The 21,457-nt window shown below is 65.9% G+C and carries 20 protein-coding genes; 13 read left to right on the top strand and 7 right to left on the bottom strand.

The annotated features are described in order from the left end of the window. Complete coding sequence (locus QUE25_RS04260; protein ID WP_286267894.1) at positions 1–564, top strand: NADPH-dependent FMN reductase; 564 nt, start codon at positions 1–3, stop codon at positions 562–564. 22 nt (positions 565–586) lie between these two features. Here the strand turns inward: QUE25_RS04260 and QUE25_RS04255 are convergent, their stop codons facing one another. Further along, the gene (locus tag QUE25_RS04255) at positions 587–1,546 is read right to left on the bottom strand and encodes an FAD:protein FMN transferase (protein ID WP_286267891.1); all 960 of its coding nucleotides are present in this window, start codon (positions 1,544–1,546) and stop codon (positions 587–589) included. Between the two features lie 198 nt (positions 1,547–1,744). Between QUE25_RS04255 and QUE25_RS04250 the strand changes: the two genes are divergently transcribed. Then, positions 1,745–3,595 carry a potassium transporter Kup gene (locus QUE25_RS04250; RefSeq protein ID WP_425332758.1) on the top strand — a complete coding sequence of 617 codons (1,851 nt, stop codon included), beginning with the start codon at positions 1,745–1,747 and terminating at the stop codon, positions 3,593–3,595. A 26-nt stretch (positions 3,596–3,621) separates the two neighbouring features. Here QUE25_RS04250 and QUE25_RS04245 read toward each other — a convergent pair whose 3' ends face one another. Beyond that, entirely contained in the window at positions 3,622–4,128 is a 507-nt protein-coding gene (locus QUE25_RS04245) for a GNAT family N-acetyltransferase (protein WP_286267888.1), read from the bottom strand. A gap of 29 nt (positions 4,129–4,157) precedes the next feature. Then, positions 4,158–4,931, bottom strand: a complete 774-nt coding sequence (aroD, locus tag QUE25_RS04240; RefSeq protein ID WP_286267886.1) for a type I 3-dehydroquinate dehydratase — start codon at positions 4,929–4,931, stop codon at positions 4,158–4,160. A gap of 69 nt (positions 4,932–5,000) precedes the next feature. Between aroD and QUE25_RS04235 the strand changes: the two genes are divergently transcribed. The 3 genes from QUE25_RS04235 (at position 5,001) to QUE25_RS04225 (ending at position 9,928) form a co-directional block, all read left to right on the top strand. Continuing rightward, the gene (locus QUE25_RS04235) at positions 5,001–6,644 is read left to right on the top strand and encodes a phospholipase D-like domain-containing protein (protein ID WP_286267884.1); all 1,644 of its coding nucleotides are present in this window, start codon (positions 5,001–5,003) and stop codon (positions 6,642–6,644) included. Positions 6,645–6,707: 63 nt separating this feature from the next. Continuing rightward, entirely contained in the window at positions 6,708–7,421 is a 714-nt protein-coding gene (locus tag QUE25_RS04230) for a beta-phosphoglucomutase family hydrolase (RefSeq protein WP_286267882.1), read from the top strand. 5 nt (positions 7,422–7,426) lie between these two features. Continuing rightward, positions 7,427–9,928, top strand: coding sequence for a glycoside hydrolase family 65 protein (locus QUE25_RS04225; RefSeq protein ID WP_286268489.1), 2,502 nt, complete (start codon positions 7,427–7,429; stop codon positions 9,926–9,928). A 54-nt stretch (positions 9,929–9,982) separates the two neighbouring features. Here the strand turns inward: QUE25_RS04225 and QUE25_RS04220 are convergent, their stop codons facing one another. Then, complete coding sequence (locus QUE25_RS04220) at positions 9,983–10,843, bottom strand: HhH-GPD family protein (protein ID WP_286267881.1); 861 nt, start codon at positions 10,841–10,843, stop codon at positions 9,983–9,985. 17 nt (positions 10,844–10,860) lie between these two features. Between QUE25_RS04220 and QUE25_RS04215 the strand changes: the two genes are divergently transcribed. Beyond that, on the top strand, positions 10,861–11,628 hold the full coding sequence (locus QUE25_RS04215) for a hypothetical protein (RefSeq protein ID WP_286267879.1): 768 nt from the start codon (positions 10,861–10,863) through the stop codon (positions 11,626–11,628). A 36-nt stretch (positions 11,629–11,664) separates the two neighbouring features. Here the strand turns inward: QUE25_RS04215 and disA are convergent, their stop codons facing one another. From disA to QUE25_RS04200, 3 genes are all read right to left on the bottom strand, one after another. After that, on the bottom strand, positions 11,665–12,723 hold the full coding sequence (gene disA / locus QUE25_RS04210; protein ID WP_286267876.1) for a DNA integrity scanning diadenylate cyclase DisA: 1,059 nt from the start codon (positions 12,721–12,723) through the stop codon (positions 11,665–11,667). Positions 12,724–12,733: 10 nt separating this feature from the next. Beyond that, complete coding sequence (gene radA / locus QUE25_RS04205; protein WP_286267874.1) at positions 12,734–14,161, bottom strand: DNA repair protein RadA; 1,428 nt, start codon at positions 14,159–14,161, stop codon at positions 12,734–12,736. 122 nt (positions 14,162–14,283) lie between these two features. After that, positions 14,284–14,922, bottom strand: coding sequence for a VOC family protein (locus tag QUE25_RS04200; protein ID WP_286267872.1), 639 nt, complete (start codon positions 14,920–14,922; stop codon positions 14,284–14,286). Positions 14,923–15,008: 86 nt separating this feature from the next. Here QUE25_RS04200 and QUE25_RS04195 point away from each other — a divergent pair, with 86 nt between their 5' ends. From QUE25_RS04195 to QUE25_RS04165, 7 genes are all read left to right on the top strand, one after another. Next, the gene (locus QUE25_RS04195) at positions 15,009–15,875 is read left to right on the top strand and encodes a sugar phosphate isomerase/epimerase family protein (protein WP_286267870.1); all 867 of its coding nucleotides are present in this window, start codon (positions 15,009–15,011) and stop codon (positions 15,873–15,875) included. Next, positions 15,875–16,801 (top strand): proline dehydrogenase family protein, encoded by a 927-nt coding sequence (locus QUE25_RS04190; protein WP_286267868.1) that lies wholly within the window; start codon positions 15,875–15,877, stop codon positions 16,799–16,801. The genes QUE25_RS04195 and QUE25_RS04190 overlap by 1 nt, the downstream gene beginning before the upstream one ends. Position 16,802: 1 nt before the next feature. Further along, positions 16,803–17,576, top strand: a complete 774-nt coding sequence (locus QUE25_RS04185) for a CPBP family intramembrane glutamic endopeptidase (protein ID WP_286267866.1) — start codon at positions 16,803–16,805, stop codon at positions 17,574–17,576. Positions 17,577–17,633: 57 nt separating this feature from the next. Then, a complete protein-coding gene (locus QUE25_RS04180; RefSeq protein WP_286268488.1) occupies positions 17,634–18,680 on the top strand; it encodes an aspartate-semialdehyde dehydrogenase in 1,047 nt (348 codons plus the stop codon). Beyond that, entirely contained in the window at positions 18,637–19,482 is an 846-nt protein-coding gene (gene proC / locus QUE25_RS04175; protein ID WP_286267864.1) for a pyrroline-5-carboxylate reductase, read from the top strand. Before QUE25_RS04180 ends, proC begins: the two co-directional genes overlap by 44 nt. Positions 19,483–19,602: 120 nt before the next feature. Then, the gene (locus QUE25_RS04170) at positions 19,603–19,704 is read left to right on the top strand and encodes a 30S ribosomal protein bS22 (RefSeq protein WP_084669282.1); all 102 of its coding nucleotides are present in this window, start codon (positions 19,603–19,605) and stop codon (positions 19,702–19,704) included. Between the two features lie 113 nt (positions 19,705–19,817). Continuing rightward, positions 19,818–21,425: a uroporphyrinogen-III synthase gene (locus QUE25_RS04165; RefSeq protein WP_286267859.1), complete on the top strand. Its 1,608-nt coding sequence runs from the start codon at positions 19,818–19,820 to the stop codon at positions 21,423–21,425. The last annotated feature ends 32 nt before the right edge of the window (positions 21,426–21,457 follow it).

Genomic DNA, 21,457 nt, shown 5'->3' with positions numbered 1-21,457 from the left:
ATGAAGTTGGTCGCCATCGTCGGCACGAATGCGGAGCTTTCCTACAACCGGTTCCTGCTGCAGTGGATGCGCACCCATTTCGCCGGAACCGCCGACATCGACGTGCTGGAGATCGGGCAGCTGCCGGCCTTCAACGAGGATCTGGTTACGGCCGAGCAGGACGAGGTGATGGCCTTCGCGCAGCGGGTGGAAGCCGCCGACGGAGTGATCATTGGCTGTCCCGAGTACGACCATTCGATTCCGGCGGTGCTCAAGAGCGCCTTGGAGTGGCTGTCGTACCAGTTGGATTCGCTCAAGGACAAGCCGGTACTGATCGTCGGTGGTTCCTACGGCCCGCTGGGTTCGGCGCGTGCTCAGCTGCATCTGCGTCAGATTCTGGCCTCTCCCGAGATACAGGCGAACGTGCTGCCGGGCAAGGAGTTCCTGCTGGGCGATGTGCAGACGGCCATTGACAGTGAGGGCGAGTTGGTCGATCCTTCCGCTGTCGCGGTGCTGGAGGACTGCTTCGCCGACTTCGTGCGTTATGTGCAGGCTTTGCAGAGGGGATGGTCGCAGGCGCAGTGATTCGGCATGTCACAGGCGGGAGTCAGTCGGGGGTTACCACGCGGTAGCTGTCGTCGACGAGTTCGAATGCGTCCGCCAGATTCGAGGACAGTTGAACGGTCCGCTGCCCGGAGATGAAGACGAACCCGATCTTCAGTCCGGGTGGGACCAGCTGCTCGGTGGCTTGCGCGCCGTTGAAGAAGGCGATGGTCGACCAGATCTCAGCGGTCGTCGACAGCGAGCTGACAGCGGTCACTGCGACCAGTCCGGTCTCCAGCGGATAGCCGGTACGCGGATCGAGGATGTGATGCCACGCGCGTCCTCGAGCTTCCAGTGATCGCTCGTAGACCCCCGAGGTCACCACCGAGCAGGCGGGGAGTGAGAGGACGCCGAGCGGTCGTCCGCGTTGCGCGAAGGGTGCCTGAACGCCGACCCGCCAGCGCCGGTCGGCGTGCGGTGCCGTTCCGAGCGTCAAGACATTGCCACCCAGATCGATGACCCCGCTCGGCACCCCTTCGGCCTGCCAGACCTGCTTGATCGCGTCCGCGATCCAGCCCTTGGCTATGGCTCCGAGGTCGAGCTTCATGCCGGGCCGGCCCAGAAAGACCGAGCTGTGAGCGTCGTCCAGTTCGATGCGATCCGGATCGCTCAGCTCACGGCAGCTGTCGATCGCGGTGCGTTCGGGGATCTGGGCGTCTTCGAACCCGATCCGCCACAGCTGAACCAGAGAGCCGATCGCCGCGTTGAAGCCGGCGCGGCTCCTGCTCACCAGCACCGCCTCCCTGACCAGCCGGTAGACGACCGGATCCACGGCCACCGGCTGGACGCCGGCCATCTGGTTGATGCGGGCGATCTCGGACGATGGGAGGTTGGCGCTGAGCCGGTTCTCGTAGTCGCGGATGAGAGCGGCGCCACGGGCGAGTTGCGCCTCCGGCCTGGGGTGCTCAACCGTCAAAGTGACACGAGTGCCCAAGGCGAAGTAGCTCCTGGTGGCTCGGGTCACACCTAGACGTTAGCCAACCGCACGCCGGCTTCCGAATCCGCTGTGGCAAGAACTCTTGGACGGGGCCCCTCGACATAGCGCCTCCACAGTGGCAACATTGCGCGCGTGAATATCTCTGGGGCTAGCCCCACGGTAGGCGAAATAGACGGTGCCGGTCCAACCCCTCACCCCCGGGTCCGGCAGGCTGCAGCCCCCGTCATTGGGGCGCTCGGCGTCGTCTTCGGCGACATCGGGACCAGTCCGCTCTATTCCCTACAGACAGCGTTCAGCGTCAACCACAACGAGGTGCGGGTCACCGAACTGAATGTGTACGGCATCATCTCGCTGGTGGTCTGGTCATTGATCATCATCGTGACGCTCAAGTACATCGTCCTCGTGATGCGTGCCGACAACGAAGGCGAGGGCGGCATCCTCGCGTTGACCGCACTGCTGCGCGGCAAGCTGACCGGGACCAGATTGCGCAATACCATTCTCGCGATCGGGATGGTGGGCGCCGCTTTGTTCTTCGGCGACTCGCTGATCACCCCCGCCATTTCCGTGATGTCGGCCATTGAGGGCCTGCAGGTGGTCAGGCGAGACCTGCGGGTGCTGGTGCTGCCGGGCTCCGCGCTGGTCCTCGCCATCCTGTTCGCCGTCCAGCGATCGGGCACCGGCAAGGTAGGCCGCGCGTTCGGGCCGGTCATGATCGTCTGGTTCATCTGCCTGGCCGTGCTGGGCATTCCGCAGATCGTGCAGCGGCCGACGATCCTGCTGGCCTTGTCACCAACGTATGCGATCCAGTTCTGGGTGGAGCGTCCGGGCATCGCCTTCGTGGCCATGACCGCGGTCGTGTTGACCATCACCGGCGCCGAGGCCCTCAACGCAGACATGGGGCATTTCGGTGCCCGGCCCATTCGCAAGGCGTGGTTCGGGCTGGTGCTCGGCAGTCTGCTGATCAATTACCTCGGCCAGGGTGCGATGATCCTGAGCGACCCGCACAGCATCGACAACCCCTTCTTCAATCTGGCGCCCGCGTGGGCGCGCACCCCGCTGGTGGTGCTGGCCACCATGGCCACGGTCATCGCCTCGCAGGCGGTGATTTCGGGCGCGTATTCGATGGCCCATCAGGCGATGCGGTTGGGCCTGCTGCCCAACCTGCGGGTGGAGCACACGTCGAACAGCGAATTCGGCCAGATCTATCTGCCGGCCGTCAACTGGCTGCTGTTCGTCGGGGTCGTCGCGCTGATGCTCGGGTTCCGTAGCTCCACGGCGCTGGCCAGTGCCTACGGGCTGTCGGTCACCGGCATGCTGGTGACGACCACCGGGCTGCTGACTTTGATGGCGACCCGGATCTGGCGCTGGCCGTGGTGGCGTGTGCTGGTGCGGATCGTCCCGATCGCTGCGCTCGAACTGCTCTTCCTGGCGGCGAACGTCACCAAGATCGTGCATGGTGGCTGGCTGCCGCTGACCGCGGCCTCGATCATCGTCGTCGTGATGACCACCTGGCTGAGCGGCAACTACTACGTGCTCGGACGCCGCGCCGAGATCGAAGGGCCGTTGCCCGACTTCCTGGACCGTATCAAGTCCACGGTCACGACCAGGGTGCCCGGTGAGGCCGTCTATCTGCACGCCAACCCGAATACGGCTCCGCTGGCGCTGAAGGAGAATGTGCGGTTCAACCGTGCGCTGCACGAGCGGGTCTACGTCGTTCGCGTGAAGACCGCGTCGGTGCCCCGGGTCAGCGACGATGAACGTGTCTGCATCGATGAGTTCCCCGAGTACTACTCGGGGCTCTACCACCTGACCATCACGTTCGGGTTCAAGGAGATCCACGATCTGCCGCGGGCCATCGCGGCGATCGGCGAGCGGTTCCCGGAGTTGGGGATCAAACCGGACGAGATCCGCTACTTCGTGTCCGTCCTGACCGTGCGGACCGGCGGGCATTCACCGATGGCGACCTGGCGCAAACGGCTGTACATCTGGCTGGTCCACAACGCCACGCCCCGCGGCGAGGCGTTCCGGCTGCCACCGAACCGCACGATGGTGATGGGCGGCACGCTGGAGATCTGAGCTGCGCCCCCGGGAGTTCCTCCTGGTCAGCCCCGGGACGAGCGCTCCCCGCCCTGCAGCCGGTAGCGCTCGCGGTCGCCGCTGGCAGCGATGCGAGTGAATCCGCAGGCCTCCAGGACCCGGATGGACGCGGCATTGTCCGCGGCAGTCTCACCGATGATCGTCGACAGCGACGGTTGCGCGAACCCCCACGCGACCAATAGTCGGACCGCGCGACCGGCGAATCCGCAGCCCCGGGCCGAGGGTGCCAGGCCGTAGCCGATCTCGGCGCTGCCGCGCAGATCGGGCGGGGTGTGGAAACCGGCGTCGCCCACCACCAGCCCATCGGCCAGCCGGACGATGAGGTAGATCCCGAATCCGGGTACCCAGTTGTCGATCCCGAGGCTGTCGCGCAGCATCCTCGCGGTCGCCGCGGTGTCGGCGTGCGGATAGTCGGCGACCGCCGGCAGCGGGCAGCGTCCGAGGGCGAGTTCTTGGGCTTGAGCCGGATCGACCGGAACCAGCTCGATCACGCCATCGCTGAGCGCTGCCACGTCGCTGCCCAATCAGTGCCGCTTGAGGCTCACAGATCGCGGCCGAGCAGGTCCATCACGGCAAGCACCTCGTCCAACGGGAGCTGGCCGGGGGCTGAACCCTCGCCGCCCAACGTGGCGAAGGTGGCGCACGACCCGAAAACCTGCCCGGCCAGCCGCGAAATCACGCCCAGCGGTCCCATGGACATGGTGATCAGAGGCACCCTGATCGTTTGCGCGGCCACCGCGGTCGCCTCGAGCAGCGCAGCGACATCGGCAGGCTTGCGGGGCATCACGGCCATCTTCGCGATATCGGCACCCAGTGAAGCCATCGCGTCCAGCCCGTCGGCGATCGCGGTCGCGCTCGGCGTGCCATTGAAGTCGTGGTTGGACGCGATGATCGGCACCCGGTGCGCACGAGCCGCCTCGAAACACCTCTTGACTGCGGGATTCAAATACTGCACGTCGACCATGTCGACAGTGCCGGACGCGCAGGCATCGGCGATGATGTCGCGATAGCTGTCGCCCGGCGGATTCCAGTCGCTGCCCTCATGCTTGGTGCGTGGGGTGAACAGCAGCGGCCGCTCACCGATGATCTCGTGAATGCGGGCGGCCATCGCCACGACCTTCGTGTGGTCGTCACGAGAGGCGTAGCGGTCGACGCGCCACTCGACCATGTCGGTACGGCTGGCGGCGATGCGTTTCGCAGAGGCGATCAGGCTGGAATCGTGGGCGTCGGTGAGTGGGACGATCACTTTGGGGCGGCCGACTCCCAGCTCAACTCCCCGGATCGTAAGGACTGGTCGGTTGGCGGCTGCGCTCATGAGCCCACGGTAGCGGTCCGACGGCGGACGTGGAACCTTGGCGCGGTGCCAATCCGTAATACTTGAGGCGTGGTGGCGAATCTCGAGGTGCGGAAGGGAAAGGCTCGCAACTCCTGGCGACGCTTCGCAGCGATCGGCGGTCGGGTCGCGCTCACCGCCGTTGCGCTGATTCTGCAGATCGTGGTCTTCGCACTTCTGCTGCTGCGGACCAGTGAGATGTCCCCCTGGATCGGCACCATCTCGGACCTGATCAGCATCGGTGTTGTGGCGTTCATCCTCAACTCGCGCATGCAGGTCGAGTACAAGCTCGCCTGGACGATCCCCATCATGCTGATGCCGCTGTTCGGGGGAACGTTCTATCTGCTCTTCGGTGCCCGCACCGGCAGCCGGCGGCAGATGCTGCGATACAGCGCGGCGCAGGATCTGGCGGCCATCGATCAGAAGTCGGCGGCCGGCGCGTTGACGGTGCTACCCGGTGAACTCAACGAGCAGCTGCCCGAGTTGGAGCCGGTCGCCACCGGCCGGCATCCGGTGGTCAGCATCGATCCGGACGCCGCCCGTCAGATCGCCTATCTCGAGTCGAGCGGACCCTTCCGGGCCTACCGGGACACCGAAACAACCTACTATCCGCTCGGCGAAGACGCTTTCGTGGCGATGCTCGAGGCACTCGAGAACGCCAAGCGGTGGATAGCGATGGAGTACTTCATCGTCTCCGACGGCAAGATGTGGCGGGCACTGTTCGAGGTGCTGTCACGCAAGGCGGGCGAAGGGGTGCAGATCTGGGTCATGTATGACGATCTCGGATCGCTTTGGCACCTTCCTGACAACTTCGCCAAGGATCTGAAGCGCGCCGGGGTGCGCGTCCAGTCGTTCAACAAGTTGGGCCCCGGGCTGACGCTGCGCTACAACAACCGCGATCACCGCAAGTTCACGGTGGTGGACGGGCTGGTCGCGTTCACCGGTGGCATCAATATCGCCGACGAGTACATCAATGCGATCCAGCGGTTCGGCCATTGGAAGGACACCACGATCCGGCTGCGCGGGCCGGGCGCCTGGGGGATGGCGTCGCTGTTCTTCACGATCTGGGATCTGGTGTCCGGTGATCGCACCGATCTGGCCGCGCTGCATCCCAGCGAGGAGGAGATCGACGCGCAGCCCGGTGGGCCCGGGGTGGTCGTGAACTATGACGACACGCCGTTCGACGATCTCTCGTTGGGCTGGGCCGCCTACCGCGGAATGATGAGCCGGGCAAAGTTCCGGGTCGATCTGACCACGCCGTATCTGGTGCCGACCAGCGAGATGACGGCAGTCTTCGTAGCGCTTGCCCAGTCCGGGGTGCAGGTGCGGATCATTACCCCCGGCATTCCCGACAAGTCCTATGTCTACTCGGTGACGCGGTCGAACTATCGCCAGCTGGTCGAGGCCGGGGTGGCGGTCTACGAGTACACGCCAGGTTTCATTCACGCCAAGCAGATGATCGTGGACGACGACACGGCCATCATCGGGACGATCAACTTCGATTTCCGCAGCTTCTATCTGCACCAGGAGAACGCGGTGTGGATGTATCAGACCTCCGCGATCGCAGACATGTCTGCCGACTTCGAGGAGACGTTGGCCAAGTGCCGCCGCATCGACCTCGCCATGGTGCGCTCCACACCGTGGTGGCGCCGTGCGGGGTGGTTGGTGCTACGCACATTCTCTCCGCTGATGTGACGTTTCAGCTACGGTCGGGTAACGCATTGGGAGTGGAGCGCGGGTGCGCTTACCCTAGGTTCTGTGAACTGGAACGACTACCGAGCCGCATTGTTCGACCTCGATGGAGTTCTTACTCCGACCACAGATCTGCACATGCGTGCCTGGTCACAGATGTTCAACGACTTCCTGAGCGCTCGCGGCATCGACGAGCCGTACACCGACGCCGACTATTTCGCCTACGTGGATGGCAAGCCGCGCTATGAGGGCGTGGCATCCTTCCTGGCCAGCCGGGGTATCGAGTTGCCGGTCGGGCAGGCCTCCGACATCCCCGAGACCGACAGCGTCTGCGGGCTGGGCAACCGCAAGAACGAGTACTTCAACCATGTGCTCGCCCGAGACGGCATCGCCCCGTATCCGGGGTCGCTGCGGCTGCTCGACTATCTGGCGGCAGTCGAGTTGCCGATGGCGGTCGTGAGCTCCTCACGGAACGCTGAGGCCGTGCTGGATGCGGCCGGGCTCGTCGACTACTTCACGGTCGTCATGGACGGCAACCTCGGCCATCAGCTGGGGCTGCCGGGCAAGCCGGCGCCCGACGTCTTCGTTCGTGCCGCGCAGCTGCTGGATGTCCCGGTGGCGGAGTCCGTCGTGCTCGAGGATGCGCTGTCGGGTGTGGCAGCCGGGGCCGCCGGCGGGTTCGGCCTGGTCGTGGGCATCGACCGTGGTGCTGGGGCCGATGCGCTTGAAGCGGCGGGTGCTGACATAGTGGTCGCCGATTGCGAGGAGTTGCTGCCGTGATCCGCATGAAGAAGACCGATCTGAATCCGTTGGCCGATCACCGCTTCCCGCCCGATGAGTGGGCGCTGATCGAGAACTATCCCAGTTCGGCCGATCTCGGGCAGACCGAGACATTGTTCTCCACGGCGAACGGCTACATCGGCATGCGCGGCAACCCCGAGGAGGGCCGCGACTCGCACTACATCGGCACGTTCATCAATGGCTTCCACGAGACCTGGGATATCCGGCACGCCGAGAACGCCTACGGTTTGGCGCGTACCGGCCAGACCCTGATCAATGCACCGAGCTCACTGATGATCCGCCTCTACGTGGACGATGAGCCGCTGCTGTTGAGCGTCGCCGATCTGCAGGCCTATGAGCGGCGGATCGATTTCCGTGAGGGGGTGCTGCGCCGCGAACTGATCTGGCGCACACCTGCGGGCAAACGGGTGCAGGTCCGTTCAACCCGGATGGTGAGCTTCACCGAGCGTCACCTGGCGTTGATGACCTACGAGGTTCGGTTGCTGGAAGGCGATGCGCCGATCGTCATTTCGTCCCAGATCGTCAACAAAGAAGATTTCGACGATTACGCAGGTCGTCAGGCCGCAGGTTCGGATTCGGATCCGCGCAAGAACCCGGGGCTTGATCATCGCGTGCTGCGATCGCAGATGAGCTGGCACAGCCCGCGTCGGATGATCTTGGGATATCGGGTCACGAATTCGGGAATGACGCTGGCCGTCGGCGCCGATCATCGGATCGAAACCCGCAATATGTACACCGAGCTGGACGACACGACCGAGGATCAGGGCCGGAAGGTCTACCGGATCTCGGCCAAACAGGGTCAGCCGATTGTGATCACGAAGGCTGTCGCCTATCACACCTCGCGAAGCGTGCCCGTGCGCGAACTCAGCGACCGGGTGCGGCGCACACTTGACCGAGTCCGCGAAAGCGGCTTCGACTGCCACTACGAGGCGCAGCGCCAGTGGCTGGCGACGTTCTGGGAACACAGCGATGTCTCGGTGGGTGCCACCCCGCGAATTCAGCAGACGATCCGGTGGTGCATCTTCCAGCTCGCACAGGCGGCTGCCAGAGCCGATGGTGCGGGCATTCCCGCGAAGGGCCTGACCGGGGACGGTTACGAGGGCCACTACTTCTGGGACAGCGAGGTGTACATGGTGCCCTTCCTGACCCTGACCAGCCCCGAGCAGGCGCGCAATGCGCTGCGTTTCCGCTTCACTCATCTGAAGGAAGCCCGCGAACGAGCCCGCGAGATGTCCACCAAGGGGGCGCTGTTCCCATGGCGCACCATCAATGGTGAGGAAGCGTCCGCTTACTATGCGGCGGGCACCGCGCAATACCATATCGACGCCGACATCGCGTATGCGATCGGGCACTACGTGGCGATGACCGGTGACCGTGAGTTTGCCTACGACGAGGGCGCTGAACTGCTGGTCGAAACCGCCCGCATGTGGGTGGATCTGGGATTCTGGCGCGTCAATGCCGTGGAGAACTTCGAGATTCACGGTGTGACCGGACCCGACGAGTACACCACCGTCGTCAACAACAACACCTACACCAATGTCATGGCGCGTTGGAATCTACGTCTGGCGATCCGGATGGTCCGCAAGCTCGCCGCCGAGGATACTCAGGCCTATCAGCGGCTGGTGCATACGCTGAACCTGCGCGAGGAAGAAGTCGCGAACTGGGAGCAGTGCGCAAACGGAATGAAGATTCCCTTCGATGAGCGCCTCGGTATTCATCCGCAGGACGATGCGTTCGTTGCGAAGGAATTGTGGGATCTGGAGAATACGCCCGAGGAAAGCTACCCGCTGCTGCTGCACTACCACCCGCTGGTGATCTACCGTTTTCAGGTCCTCAAGCAGGCCGATGTGGTCTTGGCGCTCTTCCTGCGCAGCAACGAGTTCAGCCTCGAGGAGAAGCGGGCCGACTTCGAGTACTACGACCCGATCACCACGGGTGACTCAAGCCTGTCGGCGGTCATGCAGGCGATCGTCGCGGCCGAGGTGGGCCACCAGGACATGGCGCTGGACTATTTCTACCGGGGGCTGTTCGTCGACATCGGCGACACTCACGGGAACACCTCGGATGGTGTGCACATCGCCTCGGCAGCAGGCACCTGGCGGGCGCTGGTGTGCGGTTTCGGTGGTCTTCGCGACGACGGCGAAATACTCTGCTTCGACCCGAGGCTGCCGCGCAGATGGGGGCATCTCACGTTCGCGCTGGCCTACCGTCGCAGCCACATTCAGGTGCAGCTCACCCGCCGCAGCATGACCTTCACGCTGCTGAGCGGCGACCCGGTGAAGGTCCGGGTCCGGGGAACCGAGTACGAAGTGGGCACGACCCCTCTGGAGGTCCGGTTGGCTCACCAGGGGCTGTACCTTCCGACGCTGACCTCCGCGCACCCGATCATCGGTGGACGCCGACAAGACGGTACGTTGATCACCGCGGAGGTCCCGGAGGTCTCCGATGTGGAGTTCCACACCGAGGAGTTCCCTGCCGTCACCTAGCCTCGGGGCTGCGTCCTGCCGGGCGAGCCACCGTCGTCCGACAGGTTTGCTGGTTCACAGGGTCACCGTGTCTGCGGTCCGGTGTACCAGCCCGTCGGCCTCCAGCGCGGCGAGGCATGCCTCGGCCTGTGCCCGCAGGTGCCAACTGTCGAGCACTACCTGTGTCGGGACGCCGCCGGGTGATCGACGGACGACATCGAGCAACGCTCCGCGACACTGTCGGTCGCTGCCATGCCACGACTGAGGACGCGCGGCCGCGGCAGGTAGCGGATGGCCTGCCGCCCGCCACGCGCAGGCGTGGGCCACCGGACACGAAGCGCAGCGAGGACGGCGCGCCAGACAGACCAAAGCCCCGAACTCCATCACCGCGGCTGCCCAGCGCGGTGCCAGCTGCCCGGCAGCATCCGTGTAGAGCTGGGCTCGGGCACGCTCTGCCTTGGTGAGACTCGCGGCCGGCACGGCCTCGGCCACCTCGAGGCGAGTCAGCACCCGGCGCACATTGGTGTCCAGGACCGGCACGGCCGCGCCGAATGCGAAGCTCGCGATGGCGGCTGCCGTGTAGTCGCCGACTCCGGGCAGGGCCAACAGTTCTTCGAGACGGTCCGGAACCTGACCGCCGTGGCGTTCGGTGATCGCGGTGGCGCTGGCATGCAGGCGAAGTGCGCGTCTCGGGTAGCCGAGGCGTCCCCAGGCCCGCACCGCCTCCGAGCTTTGCTCGGCGGCCAGTGCGGCTGGGGTCGGCCAGCGCTCGAGCCAGGCCTGCCAGAGCGGAAGCACCCGGGAAACCGGGGTCTGCTGCAGCATGAACTCGCTCACCATGACCGCCCAGGGATCGTTGTGACGCCAGGGCAGATCGCGGGCGTGCACACCGAACCAGGCGATCAGCTGCTGCACGATCTCGGCCCGGTCCCTCACCCGGCCAGCGTAGCCGGATGTCGAGAAGCGCCCGATCGTCCGCGTGGGAGCAGGCCAACCATGATACGGACACCTACGATGACGCCATGCAGGGTTGGCTGGAACCCATCGGCCCCGAGGAGCCGCGCGTCTACTGGATGCGGCGCGCCATCGTCCTCGCCGTGGCCGTCGCCGTGATCGCCGGAATCATCTGGCTGTTCGGGCGCCCGAGATCGGTGACCGGAACTCCGGTCAGCCCGAGCCCTTCGGTGTCGGCGAGTGCCTCTCGGACACCGAGCCCGAGCCCGAGCACCCCCACGGCCACGCCGACCCCGGCCCCCGAAACCGTCGCCAGTGTGCCGGCATCCGAGCCGACCGCCGAACAGCCGACCGAGGCCGCACCCCCGGCCGGTGAGCCCACACCGGCGGGCTGCCAGCCCGCGAAGCTCACTCTGCGGGTCGAAGGCACCACGCCCTTGTCCCGGGCGGAACCTGAGGCAGGCTTTCATGTCGTGGTGAGCACCACCGAACAGTCCTGCCAACTCGATCTGGCTGCCAGCGCGGCGGCCTTGGCGATCACTTCGGGCACCGACGAGATCTGGAGCACCAACGATTGTGCGGAATGGCATCCGTCCGGGAACCTCGATCTGGCTGCGGGGCAAGAGGGCGGATTCGACGTGAGCTGGCCGATCAAGCGTGCCGACGGCTGCGAGTTGAGCGACGAGACGCTGGGTGCGGGCACCTATGTGGCGACTGCTTCCATCGGCCAGTCGAGCGCGCGATTCGTGATGCAGTTGCAGAGCTGAGCACCGGTGAGCCGTCCTCGGCGAAATGGTTGCGCGTCAGCGTGAGCTGACGCTGTCGGAGATCCGGGCCAGGCCGTCACGGATCGCCCGCGCCCGCGCCGTACCCACTCCGGGCACTGCCGCCAGCTCCGAACCGGAGGCGGCGAAAACAGCCTGCAGCGAACCGAAATGCTCAAGCAGGCGCCCCGCGGTCGTGGTGCTCATCTGCGCCGACTGCGAGACGATCCGGTATCCGTGCGCGCGCAGGTGCGTGTCCAGATCCGCGGAGGTCAAGCCGATCGCGCTGGCGACGGTCACCGGATCGAGGAGGTCTCCGGTCGGCAGATGGCGCAGCACATCCAAGGTGAACCGTTCGGCTCCGGCATCGCGATAGTCGAGTTCGAGCAGAGTGGCGAGTTGGTCGATGCCTTGGGTCAACTCGTACATCTGCAGCTGGAGCAGCCGGCCGTCCACGCCGAGTGCCTCGACGTGGCCTTCGAGTTCCTCGGCGAGCCGGCGCACCATCGCCAGCGGCTGCACGGCCTGGACGAGGTCGCCGACCGTGACCAGGTCGTCCATCTCCAGCCCGGACAGTTCCCGGGTCACCGAATCAAGGCGTTCGCGGTAGCGCGAGAGGGTGGCCACAGCCTGCTCGGCGCGCACCAGGATCTGTTCCGAACTCTCGATCGGATATCTCAGCCCGGCCATGAACAGCGCGATGACCGACATGGCCGCCGATACCGTCACCACTGGCACATTCGATTGCAGTGCGACGCGGTCTGCGGTCCGATGCCGGGTGCCGGTTTCGACCGTCGGAAGGGATGCCGAAGGGGAGAAGTGGACCCCTGCGCTGATGATGGTCGTCAGATCGTCGTCGACGACGATGCCGCCGTCCATCTTCGCCAGTTCGCGAAGCGCGGTCGGCGTGAAGTCGGTGTTGACCGTGAAGCCGCCGGTGGACACCTGCTCGACCACCGGGTTGGTGCCCAGCACGATCAGGGCTCCGGTGTGACCGGCGCGGATCCTCTCCAGCCCCTCGCGCAGTGGGGTGCCGGGCGCGAGCAGCGCGCGGTATCGCCGGTACCGCTCCTCGTCGTGGCCCAGGTCTTTGCTCACGGCAACCAGTCTAGGCGGGTGGGTATTCGGCTTCGGTTACTGAAGCCCGAGTCGCCGAGGAGCGGCTTCGTCTCAGCCCGAGGGCGCCCAGGGCTTCGGCGACCGTGGCCACCTCGACGACCTTGAGCCCGTGCATCCGGGGCAACCGGTTGTTGGGATCCCGGTTTCCTGCCGGCACCAAGGCGAGTTCGAAACCCAGCCGGGCGGCCTCGCCAACGCGCTGCTCCAGCCCGGGAACCCGCCGCAGGTCTCCGGCCAGCCCTATCTCGCCGAGCGCGATCACCTTGCGATGGCACCCTTCGTCCAGCCCCGCGGACGCGATCGCGATCGCCAGTGCCAGATCGGCGGCGGGGTCGAGGATACGTGCCCCGCCCACGGTCGAGACATAGACATCGTGCCTCGACAGGCCGAAATTCGCGCGCCGTTGCAGAACCGCGAGGATCATCGCCACCCGCGACCCGTCCACCCCGTGGGTCACCCGGCGGGGCGGGGTGTCCGCGGCGACGGAGGCGACCAGCGACTGCACCTCGGCCAGCATGCAGCGGCTGCCTTCTCTGGTGACGGTGACACAGGTGCCCGGCGCCGGCTCCTCATGGCGTGAGGTGAACAGACCCGAAGGATCGGGAACCTCGACGATGCCGTGTTCGCCCATCTCGAAGCAGCCGACCTCGTCAGCAGGCCCGAAGCGGTTCTTGTTGGCGCGTACCATCCGGAAACCCGAATGCCGGTCGCCTTCGAATGACAGCACGACGTCGACCAGGTGTTCCAAGAAGCGGGGGCCGGCGACCTGGCCGTCCTTGGTGACATGGCCGACGATGATCACTGCCATGCCACGCCGCTTGGCGACGCGCACCAGCGCCCCGGTCACCTCCCGCACCTGGGTCACTCCGCCGGGCGAACCGTCGGCTTCGGCGGTGCCGATGGTCTGGACGGAGTCGACCACCAGCAGGCTCGGCGCGGTCTGCTCGATATGGCCCAGCACCGTGCCGAGGTCGGTTTCCGCAGCGAGATAGAGCTTGTCGGCCACCGCATGGGTGCGTTCGGCGCGCAGCCGCACCTGAGCAGCCGATTCCTCACCCGAGACGTACAGGGTGGTCTGCCCGGCCTGCGCCCAGCGGGCCGCCACCTCGAGGAGCAGAGTCGACTTACCGACCCCCGGCTCGCCGGCCAGCAGGACCACGGCGCCCGGCACGAGTCCTCCGCCCAGCACGCGATCCAGTTCGCCGATGCCGGTGAGGGTGCGCTGCGCGGCCTGGATGTCGACCTCGCCGATCGGTACAGCGGCGTGCGCCGGCACCGATGCGCTGACGGATTCGAGCTTGGGTGCACCACGTTCGGCTACCGATCCCCAGGTCTGGCATTCGCCGCAGCGGCCGACCCAGCGCACGGACGTCCAACCGCATTCGGTGCACTGATATCCGTCGGTCTTGGTAGCCATGCGAAGAGACTAGAGGGCGGCACTGACGTTTTCGTCGTGCGCCCGGTTGTCCCGCGATATCTTGCGGGGGCAAGGCGAAGCGCCGCGGTAACCGACGGGCTCGCCGAATCGAGCGGACAAGCTCAGACGCGGATCAGCCCGCGTCCGGGAACCTCGAAGGTCACCGAAGAGATCCCTGGAGAGCCGTTTGGGCTGGTGAAGTTGATCTTGATGTCGTCCAGCAACTCGGTGATCGGAGCGCCGACCCATTCCTCGACGCGGGAGCGGGACCCGGCGATCTCGATGGTGTCCAGCCGCACATCACCGTGCAGAGCCGAGGGCAGCACCTCCGGAGCGGACTCCCACTTCAAGAAGTAGGGCAGCTGAGGATCGGTCATCAATCCCTTGACGCCAATCTGATGCCACTCGAGTCGTCGTCCATCGGGGAACTGCCGCGAACCGGGCACCGCGCTGCGCTCCAGACGCCTCTCGAATGGGGCCAGATCGTCCACCGCTATCACCCAGCTCAGCCAGCCGCCGCCCAGCGCCTGGCGAGCGCGCACGACCTGGCCGTAGACCGCCTTGTCCGCGGCCGGATGATCGAGTACCTCGACAGCCTCGAGATAGCGGCCGTCTGTCAGCGGCAGGATGTTGTTGCGGGTGCCGAAGCGGGGGTGGAAGCCCCCGTCCTTGAACTCGCGTCCCAAGACCTCGCTCAACTCATCTACGGTTGCTTGCAGTCCCTGCGGGCCAGCCACGAATGTCAGATGGTCGATATGCATGCAGCCATTGTCGCAACTCGGTTGGGTATCTGCGAATCCGGGGTCGGGGCAGCACAACTGATGGATTGGCCAAGTACGGTGGATTCGTGGAATCTGCTGACCATCCGGAGCCGGCTCGGCGAGCGCTGCCCGACGATGGCTCCGCGACGCCCACCGTGGGCTTGAGTACGTCGGCCGTTTTTCCCGATTCGACCGGCAGTGCCTTCCAGCTGGCGGCGCAACTCGGCTACGACGGCATCGAACTGATGGTGGGAACCGATGCCGCGAGTGCTGATCTTGATCAGGTGCGGCAACTCCGGGACGAGTACCAGGTGCCGGTGCTGAGCGTTCATGCGCCGTGCCTGATGTTCACCCCGCGCGTGTGGGGCACCGATCCGGGAGAGAAACTCCGCCGATCGTGCGAGGCTGCCCTGCTGCTGGGCAGCGATCTGGTGGTCGTGCATCCGCCGTTCGCTTGGCAGCGCAGCTATGCGAGTACGTTCACCGAAACCGTCTACGAGCTCAGCGAGCGCACCGGCATCATTATTGCGGTGGAGAACATGTATCCGTGGCGGGCGCCCGGGCTGATCGCTCAGGCCTATGCGCCCGATTGGGATCCCACCGATCAGCCCTATGAGTGGCTGACCCTCGATCTGTCGCATGCGGCGACCGCCGGGGCACGTTCGCTCAGCTATCTGGACGATTGGGGCCCGCGGCTGCGCCACCTCCACCTGACCGACGGCAGCGGCTCGGTGCTGGATGAGCATCTGCTGCCCGGCGAGGGAAACCAGCGATCGTGGGAGGTAGTGGAGACTCTGCTCCGGCGCGGGTACCAGGGGCATATCATTCACGAAGTCAACACTCGCCGGGCTGCTACCGCCGATGAACGCGCACAGTTGCTGGCAGATTGCCTCGATCAGACCAGGCGGCACATTTCGGCGGCCGTGCAGGCAGGTAGGAGTGAAGGGCAATGATGAGTGATCTGGTCACCCGGTGGGCGCAGCGCGACCGCGTCCGGGAGGCTGCCATGTCGACATCGGCAGCGCGCGATCTGGTGGCCCGTTACGTCGCCGGTCAAGACCTGGACGATCTGATCCCGGTGCTGATATCGCTGATCGACAAGGGATTGCTGGTCAGCGTGGGCTATCTCGGTGATCATGTGAACACCCTTGAACAGGCTGCCGCCAACAAGGACGTCTATCTGACCATCGTCCGGCGGCTGAGTGATGAAGGCATCAGCTCGTCGTCGGAACTGTCGCTGCGATTGAGCCGGCTGGGCCAGCGGCTCGGGGCCGAAGGCCGGCATTTCGCGTTGGGGGCAGCGCGCACGATCTGTCGCGCGGCCAGCAATGCCGGAGTGCTGGTGACAGTCGACATGGGCGACTACGAGTTGGTGGAGCCGACGCTGCGCGCCTGGGAGCAGCTGCACCAAGACATCCCGGCCGTCGGAGTGACGGTACAGGCGGCGTTGCACCGCACGCAGCGCGATTTGTCGGACCTGGCCATGCCTGGCCGCCGGATCAGACTGTGCAAGGGGGTCTTCCGCGAGCCCAAGCAGGTGGCATTCCGGAACCGCCATGAGATCGACCTGGCCTTCGTCCGCGACCTGCGGATGCTGATGAACAGTCAGGTCATCGCACTGGTGGCCAGCCACGATCCGCGGATGATCTCGATCGCCGAAGAGCTGATCAGGCGCACCGGCCGTCCACCCGAGAGCTACGAGTTCCAGATGCTTCACGGCGTGCGCCCGATGGAGCAACGCAGACTGGCCGACGTCGGTTACCGTTCGCGCGTGCTGGTGCCGTTCGGGCCGGGCTGGTACGACTACTACACGCAGCGGCTGGCCGAGCGGCCGGCCAATGCGGCGTTGTTCGCGCGTTCGCTGTTCGGGAAGCGCTGAGGTGGCGGCGACTGCCGCGCGCACGCGTCCACGTCTGGTGCTCGAGACCCTGCTGATTCTCGGGATATCGCTGGGCAAGTCGGCGGTCTACTCCATCCTCAACATCATCAACCGGCTGACCTACCAGGTGCCCTTGTCGGAGCAGACATCGACGATGAACTCGGCGGTCACCCCCGACCGGCCCTGGCTCGACCTCGCCTATCAGCTGGCCAATAATCTGCTGCCGTTCTGCGCGCCGTTCCTGGCGATCTACCTGCTCTGGCGGATCTGGCCGCCGGGGCCGAGTCCGTGGCGGGCGATCGGTCTGGACGGACGCCGGGTCGGGCGCGACATCGCGCTGGGGGTCGGCTTGGCGTTGCTGATCCTGGGACCCGCGCTGGGCTTCTACCTGCTGGCGCGGCAGTTGGGCATCAACACGACCATCGTGATGGCCGATCTGGGTTCGGATTCGTGGACGATCCCGATGTACTGCCTGGCAGCGTTCCAGAACGGCTTCCTCGAAGAGGTGGTGATGATCGGCTACCTGACCACCCGGTGGCGGCAATCCGGCTGGCATCCGGGCGCCGCGATCGTGGTGAGTGCGCTGATCCGCGGCAGCTATCACCTCTATCAGGGCTTCGGGGGATTCATCAGCAACCTGGTGTTCGGCCTGTTGCTCGGCTGGTTGTACCAGCGGACCAGACGCTTGTGGCCGCTGGTGATCGCCCACACGGTGATCGACATCACCGCTTTCGTCGGCTATTCGTTGCTCGCCGGGGTCGTCGGCTGGCTCTAGCCCGTGGCATGGCTGGCGGCGGTAGCGGTGAGCGTAATGGTGGCCGCGGACGATAAGCTGGCCCGTATGCGAGTTGGAGTATTCGGTGCCACCGGTCAGGTCGGCAACGTCATGCGGACGTTGCTCGACGAGCGTAACTTTCCCGTCGATTCGATGCGGTACTTCGCGTCCGAACGCTCCGCGGGTAAGAAGCTCGACTGGCGTGGCGAGCAGATCGTCGTGGAAGACATGGCCACGGCGTCCTTCGAGGGCCTCGACATCGCGATCTTCTCCGCCGGCAAGGCCGCGTCCCAGATCTACGCGCCGAAGGTTGCCGCCGCGGGCGCAACCGTCGTCGACAACTCCTCGTGCTGGCGCGGCGATCCCGATGTGCCGCTGGTGGTGTCCGAGGTGAATCCGCAGGACGCGATCAACCCGCCCAAGGGCATCATCGCGAACCCGAACTGCACCACGATGGCCGCGATGCCGGTGCTCAAGCCGTTGAGTGATGCCGCCGGCCTGGAGCGCCTCATCGTCGCCACCTATCAGGCGACCTCGGGTTCGGGTCTGGCAGGCGTGCGGGCTCTGCACGATCAGTCGGTGGCCGCGGTCGGCCAGGATTTCGCGCGGCTCACCTACGACGGCCAGGCCGTTGCCACTCCCGACGATCTCGGCCCCTACGTCGCGCCGATCGCCTTCAACGTCGTGCCCTACGCCGGGTCGCTGGTCGACGACGGCTGGCTGGAGACCGACGAGGAGCAGAAGCTGCGCAACGAATCCCGCAAGATCATGCACCTGCCGGATCTGCTGGTCAGCGGCACCTGCGTGCGTGTCCCGGTCTTCACCGCTCACTCGCTCAGTGTCAACGCGACCTTCGAGCGCCCGATCGGCCCGGACGAGGCCAAGGCGCTGCTCGCCGATGCCCCCGGGGTCAAGCTGGTCGACATTCCGACGCCCCGCCAGGCGGCCGGCATCGATCCGAGCCTGGTCGGGCGCATCCGCGTCGATCAGTCCGTGCCCGACGGGCGAGGCCTGACGATGTTCATCTGCTGCGACAACCTGCGCAAGGGTGCCGCGCTGAATGCCATCCAGATCGCCGAACTCGTTGCGGCAGACCGAGGCTGACATGACGGGTCGCACGACAGCAGATGTCGTTGTCGTCGGAGGCGGCGTGATGGGCACCGCGATCGCTTCCGGCCTGGTCGCCGACGGCTGGACGAGAGTCCGGGTCGTCGAGCCGAGCGCAGATCGTCGCGCCGAACTGGCCTCGGTCGCCGGTCTGCAGGTGGTGGCCTCCGCCACTGAGATCACCGGCACTCCCGAGGTGATCGCGGTCGTCGTCAAGCCGAAGATCGCAGCCGCCGCCTGCCAGCAGATCGCACCGCTGATCGGTGAGCAGACGCTGGTGATGTCGATGTGCGCGGGCGTCCCGCTCGGCCTGCTCGCCGAACATCTGCCCGGGGGCACCCCGGTCGTCCGGGTCATGCCGAATACCCCTGCGCAGGTCGGGGCGGGCATGTCTGCGCTGTCGCCCAACGAGACGGTCAGCCCACAGCAGCTCGATCTGGCCACCAGCCTGATGCAGGCGGTCGGGGAGACCATGATCGTCCCCGAGTCGCTGCAAGACGCCGTGACAGCAGTCAGCGGCTCCGGCCCTGCCTATGTCTTCTATCTTGCCGAGGCGCTGACCGAGGCCGGGGTCCAGGTCGGGCTGACCCGTCAGCAGGCCGACAAACTGGCTCGCCAGATGATCATTGGTTCGGCTCGGCTGCTCGCTGCCGGAGAGCATCCGACGGTGCTCCGGGAGCGGGTCACCTCACCCGGCGGCACCACCGCCGCGGGCATCCGCGCGCTCGACGCGCACGCCACTCGGGCCGCTGTCAGCGACGCGGTGTGGGCCGCCTACCGGCGCAGCCGTGGGGAATGACGATTGTTCATTCCGAAGCCCCCGCGGTAAACTGCTCAAGTTGCGGTTAGCCGCACACGGTGAGTCTGTGCGCGTCGCAACTCATCACACCAAGACATTCAGATTCTCGAGAGGATCACAGTGGGATCGGTCATCAAGAAGCGCCGCAAGAGGATGGCGAAGAAGAAGCATCGCAAGCTGCTGAAGAAGACGCGCATCCAGCGCCGCAGGGCAGGCCGCTAAGCTCTGCCGGGCTTCGGCCTGGCGGTCAGCCATTGATGTGCTCGAGGTTGTCGTGCTCTTCGGGTGGTCATGCGCAGAAACTTCGTCACACGTCCGCGGGTTGAGGAGTTGCCGTGAGTGAGCAGCGATCAACACTGGCGCTTGCCGATTGTGATCCGGCCGTCCTGACGGCCAGCCGCCATCCGGCCCGGGTCATCCCCGGCTATGTGATTTTCGTCGGGGTTGGACTGGGCGGTCCGCTGCGGCTGACGCTGGCCGGTCTGAAGGCCATTGAGGAAGCCGATGTCATCGTCCTCAATCCCGGCGTGGACGAGGGACTGCTGGACGAACCCGAAATCACCACTCCGGACCGGGCGGTGACGGTCGTCGCCGACGATCATCCCGACCTGGACAAGATCACCACGCTCGTCCAATCCGGGCTGAGCGTGGTCTGGCTGTTGGCCGGCGACCCCTTGATGGACGCCGAGGCAGCGTCTTACACCTCCGAACTCAGGGCCAACGGCTGTCGTATCGACATGGTGCCGGGCCTGTCCAGGCTCAGTCTCGCGATCACGTCGACCGGCATCACGCCGGGACCGGGTTTCCGGCTGTGGTCCGGATCGGCAGCGATGTCCGGCGATGGTGAGTCGTTCGTGGCGTTGCTCCCCGATCAGCAGGCCGACGACATCATCGCTCACGCCGAGCAGATCGGACTGCCGGCCGACACCCGCGCCCTGGTGGTCTCCGACTACGCCACCAGCGCTCAGAAGACCACTCCGACGGTTCTCGGTGAGCTGGCCGACGTGCTGAACGCCGTCCAGGATCGCCCGTCCGCCGTGATCATCGGTCCCGCTGCCGTACGCGATCCCAGCCTGAACTGGTTCGAATCCAAACCCCTGTTCGGCTGGCATGTGCTGGTTCCGCGCACCAAGGGGCTGTCGGGGGCCATGGAACGCCGCCTGGAGCACCACGGTGCGGTGCCGGTGCAGATACCGACGATCTCGGTGGAGCCACCGCGCAACCCGCAGCCGATGGAACGCGCCATCCAGGGTCTGGTCGACGGCCGCTACCAGTGGATCATTTTCAACTCCGCGCAGGCGGTGCGCGCTGTCACCGAACGGCTGGTCGGGCTCGGGCTCGATTCGCGTGCCTTCTCCGGTCTGCGCATCGCGGCCGTCGGCGCCGACACCGTGACCGCGCTTCGCGGCTGGGGTATCACCCCCGATCTGGTGCCCGAGGGCGAGGCGCGCAGCGAAGCACTCGCCTCAGAATTTCCGATCTTCGACGATCTGCTCGACCCCATCAACCGCATCTTCATCCCCCGTGCCGATGTCTCGGTCGACTCGCTGGTACAGAGCATGAACGAACTGGGCTGGGAGGTCGACGATGTGGTCGCCTACCGCACGGTTCGCGCCGCGCCGCCGGCCGCCGAGATCCGCGATGCCATCAAGGCCGGACGATTCGACGCCGTGGTCTTCAGTTCTGCCTCGACCGTGCGGAATATGGTCGGCATCGCCGGCAAACCGCATGTCGACACCATCATCGCGGCGATCGGCCCGGCCACTGTCGCCGCCTGCGAGGAGGCGAATCTGCGGGTGGATGTGGTCGCCTCGCAGCCGAACCAGGCCGATCTCGTGGACGCTCTGGCGGCATTCGCCGTCAAACGGGCCGAGCAGCTCGGCGCCCGCGGTGAACCGGTCCGCAAGCCCTCCCTGCAGCGGCCCAGAAGACGAAACAAGTAGTCCCCGGCTTCGAGTTCATGGCCCCAGGCGCA

Origin of the sequence: Brooklawnia propionicigenes, assembly GCF_030297015.1 — a bacterium.
In the GTDB taxonomy this organism is placed as follows: Bacteria; Actinomycetota; Actinomycetes; order Propionibacteriales; family Propionibacteriaceae; genus Brooklawnia; species Brooklawnia propionicigenes.
The sequence above is the reverse complement of the archived record's forward strand: the minus strand, read 5'-3'. Positions and strand labels throughout refer to the sequence as shown.

What these genes read in the sequence shown, in the direction of transcription:
- aroD (WP_286267886.1), bottom strand. Translation starts at nt 4,931, where the DNA reads ATGAGCGCAGCCGCCAACCGACCAGTCCTTACGATCCGGGGAGTTGAG.
- QUE25_RS04260 (WP_286267894.1), top strand. Translation starts at nt 1, where the DNA reads ATGAAGTTGGTCGCCATCGTCGGCACGAATGCGGAGCTTTCCTACAAC.
- QUE25_RS04200 (WP_286267872.1), bottom strand. Translation starts at nt 14,922, where the DNA reads ATGCATATCGACCATCTGACATTCGTGGCTGGCCCGCAGGGACTGCAA.
- radA (WP_286267874.1), bottom strand. Translation starts at nt 14,161, where the DNA reads ATGGCTACCAAGACCGACGGATATCAGTGCACCGAATGCGGTTGGACG.
- QUE25_RS04190 (WP_286267868.1), top strand. Translation starts at nt 15,875, where the DNA reads ATGAGTGATCTGGTCACCCGGTGGGCGCAGCGCGACCGCGTCCGGGAG.
- proC (WP_286267864.1), top strand. Translation starts at nt 18,637, where the DNA reads ATGCCATCCAGATCGCCGAACTCGTTGCGGCAGACCGAGGCTGACATG.
- QUE25_RS04225 (WP_286268489.1), top strand. Translation starts at nt 7,427, where the DNA reads ATGAAGAAGACCGATCTGAATCCGTTGGCCGATCACCGCTTCCCGCCC.
- QUE25_RS04215 (WP_286267879.1), top strand. Translation starts at nt 10,861, where the DNA reads ATGTCGAGAAGCGCCCGATCGTCCGCGTGGGAGCAGGCCAACCATGAT.